Source organism: Achromobacter maghribensis (assembly GCF_057334215.1).
The window spans coordinates 295,208-302,347 of sequence record NZ_JBHFII010000005.1; the positions used below are offsets into that span (position 1 = coordinate 295,208).

Consider the following 7,140-nt stretch of genomic DNA (forward strand, 5'->3'; position numbering starts at 1 on the left):
CTAGAATTTAATCTAGTGCCGGCCTTTAAGCACTACCCCGAGGTCAGGCGGCGCCGGCGGCGGCGGCGGCAACCTCAGCGGCGAAGTCGCTGGTCTTTTTCTCAATACCTTCGCCGACAACGAACAGCACGAACTTGCTGATCGAAGCGCCCTTTTCCTTCAGGTGCTGCTCGACCGTGTGCTTGTCGCTCTTGACGAACGGCTGCGACAACAGCGTCACTTCCTTCAGGTACTTGGCAACCGAACCCTCGACCATCTTGGCGACGATTTCGGCGGGCTTGCCGGACTCGGCGGCCTTTTGCTCGGCGACCGAACGTTCAGCGGCGATGTCGGCCGGGTTCACGCCGTCGGCATTCAGCGCCTTGGGCTTGGTGGCGGCGATGTGCATCGCCAGGTCCTTGCCCACTTCTTCGGCGCCGGTGTATTCCACCAGCACGCCGATCTTGCCGCCGTGCACGTAGCTGGCCAGCGAGTTCGGGGTCTGGATGCGCTCGAAGCGGCGGATCGAGATGTTCTCGCCGATCTTGCCGATCAGGGCGGTGCGGGTCGTTTCAACCGTGCCGTCGCCGTAGGGCAGCGCCGACAGAGCGGCAACGTCGGCCGGGTTCTGCGTGGCGACCAGCTCGGCCAGCTTGTTCACAAAACCGACGAAGTCGTCGTTCTTGGCAACGAAGTCGGTTTCGCAGTTGATTTCGATCACGGCGCCTTGCTTGGCGTCGGCGGAGATGAACAGACCGATCAGGCCTTCGGCGGTGACGCGGGCAGCGGCCTTGCTGGCCTTGTTGCCCAGCTTGACGCGCAGGATTTCCTCGGCGCGAACCAGGTCGCCTTCGGCTTCCGTCAGGGCCTTCTTGCACTCCATCATGGGCGCGTCGGTCTTCTCGCGCAGTTCCTTGACCAGGGCAGCGGTAATTTCAGCCATGTTTGCTCCAATTTTGCTAAGACACGCCCCGGCTCGCCGGGGCAGTGATTTGATTCGATGGGACGCCCGCGATTCGCGGGTTCGGAAGATGGGAGCCCACCTTCGCAGTGCCGGCGAGGCGGGAACGGACCTTGTTCAGAGCCGCTCCCGGACACTAACCGCCGGACATGACAACAGGCTTAGGCCTGGTTGTCCTGCACTTCGACGAACTCTTCCTGACCTTCACCCTGCTCTTCGACCAGACCGTTCAGGTTCTGTTCGCGGCCTTCCAGCACGGCGTCGGCGATGCCCTTGGCGTACAGCGCGATGGCCTTGGCCGAGTCGTCGTTGCCGGGGATGACGTAGTCGATGCCGTCGGGCGAGTGGTTGGTGTCAACCACGGCGACCACGGGGATGCCCAGCGTCTTGGCTTCAGCGATGGCGATCTTGTGGTAGCCGACGTCGATGACGAACATGGCGTCAGGCAGACCGTTCATGTCCTTGATGCCGCCGATCGACTTGTTCAGCTTGTCCAGTTCGCGTTGGAACAGCAGGCCTTCCTTCTTGATCATGCGCTCAGCGCCGCCGTCGGCGACGATGACTTCCATGTCCTTCAGGCGCTTGACCGAGGTCTTGACCGTCTTGAAGTTGGTCAGCATGCCGCCGAGCCAGCGGGCGTCGACGAAGGGCATGCCGCAACGGGCCGCTTCGGAAGCAACCAGGTCGCGTGCAGCGCGCTTGGTGCCGACGAACAGGATGTTGCCGCCGCGAGCAGCCAGCTGCTTCACGAACTTGGTGGCTTCCTGGTACTTATCAACCGTCTTTTCCAGGTTGATGATGTGAATCTTGTTGCGGTGGCCGAAGATGTACTGAGCCATCTTGGGGTTCCAGTAACGGGTCTGGTGACCAAAGTGGACACCCGCTTCCAGCATTTCGCGCATCAAAGACATGTAATTCTCCAAGGGTTGATTTCTTGCGCCGCACCTGCATCAGCATCTGGCTGACACCCTGGGTGGTGTTGCGCGCGATTTCCCGCAACATGCGGGATGGACAAAAATTTTAACCGGGCCGACCGATCACTGCCGCAATAAACATACTACGCTGCCGCGATAAACCCAGACGGCCGCCACGACGAGAGCCTTGCACCGCACACTTGCATTGCGCTGACCCAGACACTCCAGGAATATCCTGGAAGTTTCCGGCGGTTGCCCGTTCAGCGCACCCGGACTTGTTTTGTTGGCAGCGAAATCCAGCTCTTCGCATTGGGCTTGTGCAACCACAGGGCTTTGCAGCCACCAAGATCACCGCGCCATGCGCATCAGGCCACCGGGGCATTTCTTAAGAAAACACGAGTGTTTTCAAGAACTTAATCCGACGCCCATACCGAACCTGCATCGCCGCTCTAAAACATGACCGGGATTACAAGCACGCCGTGCCCCAGCTTTCTTGGCCTTGAACGCCCCCGCACACATCCTGCCAGTACCCTGCCCCTTACGCCCGGCCTGCCCACCTGCCCCAGAGCCTGACGACCCGCCCGATTTCGCTCCACAACCTTCGCTTGCGGTGAAACTTCAGGGCTTGCCGCCGATCTCATGGGATTGGCTGACTGACTAACAAACGCTTAGGACAAACTTATTGGCTGATCCATGCCGGGCCATTTTTGGCCACATCCACTGGAATCGGCTCTTGCCGTAACCCGATTGCTCCCCAAAATTTTAGGGAAGCCTATAATTCTACTATTCTTTCAAGCAGACATTCAAGCGAGAGATCGTCAAGTTACTCCATGGGCACAATTACCAACCCGGCCGACCTGGCCAAGATGCGCGCCGCCTGCCAGGACGCCGCCAAAGTCCTCGATTTCATCACCCCCCACGTGAAGCCGGGTGTCACCACCGGTGAGCTGGACCGTCTCTGCCTGGAATACCTGACTGACGAACTGAAAGTGAAGTCAGCCACCGTCGGCTACGCCCCGCCCGGCTACCCGCCCTTCACCGGCGCCATCTGTACGTCCGTGAACCACCAGGTCTGCCATGGCATCCCGGGTGACAAAGTGCTGAAAAACGGCGACTCGCTGAACATCGACGTCACCATCATCAAGGACGGCTGGTTCGGCGACACAAGCCGCATGTACGCCGTGGGCGAGCAATCCATCCTGTCTCGGCGCCTGACCGACATCACGTTCGAGTGCATGTGGAAAGGCATCCAGCAGGTGAAAAACGGGGCCACGTTGGGCGATGTCGGCAACGCGATCCAGAAGCACGCCGAGTCCCACGGCTTTTCGGTGGTGCGCGAGTTCTGCGGCCATGGCATCGGCCAGCGTTTCCATGAAGATCCGCAGGTGTTGCATTACGGCAAGCCCGGCACGGGCGTGAAATTGGTGACGGGCATGCTTTTCACCATTGAGCCCATGATCAACGCCGGCCGCCGGGAGATCCGCCAGCTGTCCGACGGCTGGACGGTCGTGACCCGCGACCACAGCCTGTCGGCGCAATGGGAGCATGCTGTCTGCGTGACCGACACCGGCTACGAAGTGCTGACGCTATCGCCGGGCATGCCGCAGCCGCCTGCATTCATTACCGAGCCCATCGTCATCCCCGCCGTCTGAGGCCCTGCCGCCCGCCGCTATGACCGCCGAAATTTTGAGCTCCCTGCGTGAACGCATCCAGCAATCCCGGCGGGCCGCGGTGGCCCAGTTCCGGGAGCACGAACGGCCGGACACGCTGCTGTCCGAGCTGCGGCGCATCGTGGATGCGGCGCTTCGCGACCTGATCAAGCATTGCCCCCTGCCGGTTGGCGCCACGCTGGCTGCCGTAGGCGGTTATGGCCGCGGCGAACTTTACCCGCATTCCGACGTAGATCTGCTGATCTTGCTGCCGCACGCCCCCACGCGCGAGGACGAAACCGCCATTGAACGGCTGGTGGCGTCGCTGTGGGACCTGGGTCTGGAGCCCGGCCACAGCGTGCGGACCATCGAAGATTGCGAGCGCGAAGCCGACGCCGACATCACGGTCGAAACCGCGCTGCTGGAATCGCGCTGGCTGGCCGGCAGCCGCACGCTGATGAAGAAATTCGACGCTGCGACCAAATCCCGGCTGGACCCGCGTGCCTTCTTCCGCGCCAAGCGCGTCGAGATGCAGCAGCGCCATGCCCGCTACCATGACACGCCCTATGCCCTGGAACCGAACTGCAAGGAGTCGCCCGGCGGCCTGCGCGACCTGCAGGTGATCCTGTGGATGGCGCGCGCGGCCGGATTCGGCAATAGCTGGCGATCGGTGGCCCAGGCGGGCCTGCTGACGTCATCCGAAGCGCGCGACCTGCGAAAGGCCGAGCAGGCCTTCAAGCGCCTGCGCATCGAATTGCACTTGCTGTCGAACCGCCGCGAGGACCGCGTGCTGTTCGACCTGCAGCCGGCGCTGGCCGAGGTCTACGGCATTCATGCCACCGCCACGCGGCGCGGCAGCGAACTGCTGATGCAGCGCTACTACTGGGCGGCGCGGCTGGTCACCCAGCTGAACGGCATCCTGGTGCAGAACATCGAAGAACGCCTGTTTCCGCGCCCCGACAGCGACGCGCGCGACATCGACGACGATTTCCGCAATCTGCGCGATCGCCTGGACATCATTCGGGACGACGGCTTCGAACGCAATCCCACGCTGCTGCTGCGCGCCTTCCTGGTCATGCAGCAACACCCCGAATTGACGGGCATGTCGGCCCGCACGCTGCGCGCCATCTGGCATTCGCGCCACCGCATCGACGCGCAGTTCCGCCGCAACCCGGTCAACCGCAAGCTGTTCCTGCAGATCCTGCAGCAGCCGCGCGGCATCGTGCACGAGCTGCGGCGCATGACGATGCTGAATATCCTGCCGCGCTATCTGCCGGTGTTCCGCCGCATCGTCGGCCAGATGCAGCACGACCTGTTCCACGCCTACACGGTTGACCAGCACACGCTGGCGGTGGTGCGCAACCTGCGCCGGTTCACCATGCCCGAACACGCTCAGGAGTATCCACTGGCCAGCCAGTTGATTGCCGGCCTGGACCGGCACTGGGTGCTGTACGTGGCGGCGCTGTTCCACGACATCGCCAAGGGCCGGGGCGGCGACCACTCCGAATTGGGCGCGCGCGAAGTGCGCAAGTTCGCGCAAGACCACGGCATGGACCCCGAAGACGCCAAGCTGGCGGAATTCCTGGTGCGCCAGCACCTGCTGATGTCGGCCGTGGCGCAAAAGCGCGACCTGTCCGACCCGGCGGTGGTGCAGGACTTTGCCGCCACCGTCAAAGACGAACGCCATCTGACCGCGCTTTACCTGTTGACGGTGGCCGATATCCGCGGCACCAGCCCCAAAGTCTGGAATGCCTGGAAAGGCAAGCTGCTGGAAGACCTGTACAAGTTGACGCTGGCAGCGTTGGGCGGCGCCCACGCCGACGCCCACACCGTGCTGACCGAACGCAAGGAAGAAGCCGCCCGCCTGACCCGACTGGCCGGCCTGCGCGACGACGCTCGCGAGGCCTTCTGGAACCAGCTGGACGTGGCCTATTTCCTGCGCCACGACGCCTCGGACATCGCGTGGCACACGCGCCACCTGTACCATCAGGTCGCGCCCGCGCAGGCCGTCGTCAAGGCGCGCCCCACCGAACAGGGCGAAGGCCTGCAGATCATGGTCTACACCCGCGACGCGCCAGACCTGTTCGTGGCCATCTGCGGCTACTTCGACGCCAAGAGCCTGTCCATTCAGGACGCGCGCATTCACACCACGCGGCATGGCTGGGCGCTGGACAGCTTCATCGTGCTGCTGCCCGAAGGGGCCAGCGATCTGCGCGCCCAGGCCACGCTGGTCGAGCACGAGCTGGCCGAACGCCTGAAGGACCCGCACGCGGCCGCCCAGACGCAACCGAATCGCGGAGGCTACTACGGCCGCAACCGGCAGTCGCGGGTGTCGCGGGTGTTCCCCGTCATGCCGCAAGCCGAGCTGCAGCCCGACGAGCGCAGCACCTCGTGGCGCCTGTCGGTCACCGCGACCGACCGCCCCGGGCTGCTGCACGCGCTGGCGCGCGTATTCGCCCAGCACGAGGTCAACCTGCTCATGGCCAAGATCATGACCTTGGGCGACCGCGTGGAAGACGTTTTCATCGTGGACGGCTCGACCTTGGCGCGCCCCCGCAGCCAGATGCAGTTCGAACGCGACGTGCTGGACGCGCTGGCCGGCGAAGAGGCGCAGCAGCGCGTCGCCTGATCCGGCCCCCAGGCATCGCCAGACCACCCCGGACCGCATACAATCCGGGTTTTCGGCCCGGCGATGCCCGCTCCCATGCAGCTCAATGACTATTTGCGCGTTTTCGGTGGCAGCTTTTTCTTCGCGCTGGCCACGCTTCTGCCCTTCTTGAACCCGCCGGCCATCGCGCCCATTTTCTTGTCGTTAACCGAAGGCGCCTCATCGTCCACGCGGATGGTGCTGGCCAAACGGGTGGCGATCAATGTTTGCCTGATGCTGATCGTGGCCATGGTGGCCGGCAACGTGCTGCTGAGCTTCTTCGGCATTTCGCTGTCCATCGTGCGGGTCGGCGGCGGCATGCTGGTGATTGCCAGCGCGTGGCGGCTGGTGAATTCGCCCGATGCCGATACCGAACGCGTGGCGCGCATGGCCGAGTCCTTCACGCCGGAAATGGCCAAGGCCCGCGCCTTTTATCCATTGACCTTCCCGATCAGTTGCGGCCCGGGCTCGATCGCGGCCGCCATCACCGTGGGCGTTTCGCTGCGCGACCAGAACCACGTGTTGAGCCTGGTGCGGCTGGGCGGCTCGATCCCCGGCATCATCGCCGTATCGCTGACGCTCTATATCTGCCTGCGCTTCGCCGCGCAGATGCTGCACCGGCTGGGCGACAACGGCACCGCCGTGTTCATGCGGCTATCCGCCTTCATCATGCTTTGCCTGGGCGTACAGATCTTCTGGGAAGGCGCGCGCGACCTGATGCTGGGCGTGTTGACGCAAGTCATGCAACCAATTCCGATTCCCAAGGCCTAAGCCAAGCTGGACGTAGATCCCGCCCCGACCAACCCGCTATCCGCAACAACAATGACCACTCGTTCCGAACGCCTGCTTCGCCTGATCGCCCTGTTCTGCTTCGGCGCCGTCGGCGTGGCCCTCGTCTCCCAGCATGTTTTTGACATGCCGCCGTGCGCCTGGTGCGTCATGCAGCGCCTGATCTACCTGGTGATCGGGGTCGTCGCCTTGATCGGCGGC

6 protein-coding genes are annotated in these 7,140 nt (G+C 63.5%); 4 read left to right on the plus strand and 2 right to left on the minus strand.

Annotated features, from left to right (window positions below):
• Positions 1 to 43: 43 nt before the first annotated feature.
• Both tsf and rpsB read right to left on the minus strand, forming a co-directional pair.
• Positions 44 to 922, minus strand: a complete 879-nt coding sequence (tsf, locus tag ACE039_RS02935) for a translation elongation factor Ts (protein ID WP_105559719.1) — start codon at positions 920 to 922, stop codon at positions 44 to 46.
• 179 nt (positions 923 to 1,101) lie between these two features.
• Positions 1,102 to 1,851, minus strand: coding sequence for a 30S ribosomal protein S2 (rpsB, locus tag ACE039_RS02940; RefSeq protein ID WP_105559721.1), 750 nt, complete (start codon positions 1,849 to 1,851; stop codon positions 1,102 to 1,104).
• Between the two features lie 833 nt (positions 1,852 to 2,684).
• On the opposite strand from rpsB, the gene map reads away from it, so the two are divergent.
• The 4 genes from map to ACE039_RS02960 form a co-directional block, all read left to right on the plus strand.
• Complete coding sequence (gene map, locus ACE039_RS02945; RefSeq protein WP_105559722.1) at positions 2,685 to 3,506, plus strand: type I methionyl aminopeptidase; 822 nt, start codon at positions 2,685 to 2,687, stop codon at positions 3,504 to 3,506.
• A gap of 19 nt (positions 3,507 to 3,525) precedes the next feature.
• Complete coding sequence (locus ACE039_RS02950; RefSeq protein WP_448708447.1) at positions 3,526 to 6,132, plus strand: [protein-PII] uridylyltransferase; 2,607 nt, start codon at positions 3,526 to 3,528, stop codon at positions 6,130 to 6,132.
• A 75-nt stretch (positions 6,133 to 6,207) separates the two neighbouring features.
• Positions 6,208 to 6,921, plus strand: coding sequence for a MarC family protein (locus ACE039_RS02955; protein WP_006223445.1), 714 nt, complete (start codon positions 6,208 to 6,210; stop codon positions 6,919 to 6,921).
• 51 nt (positions 6,922 to 6,972) lie between these two features.
• On the plus strand, positions 6,973 to 7,140 hold a 168-nt coding region (locus ACE039_RS02960), incomplete at its 3' end, for a disulfide bond formation protein B (protein ID WP_485811482.1).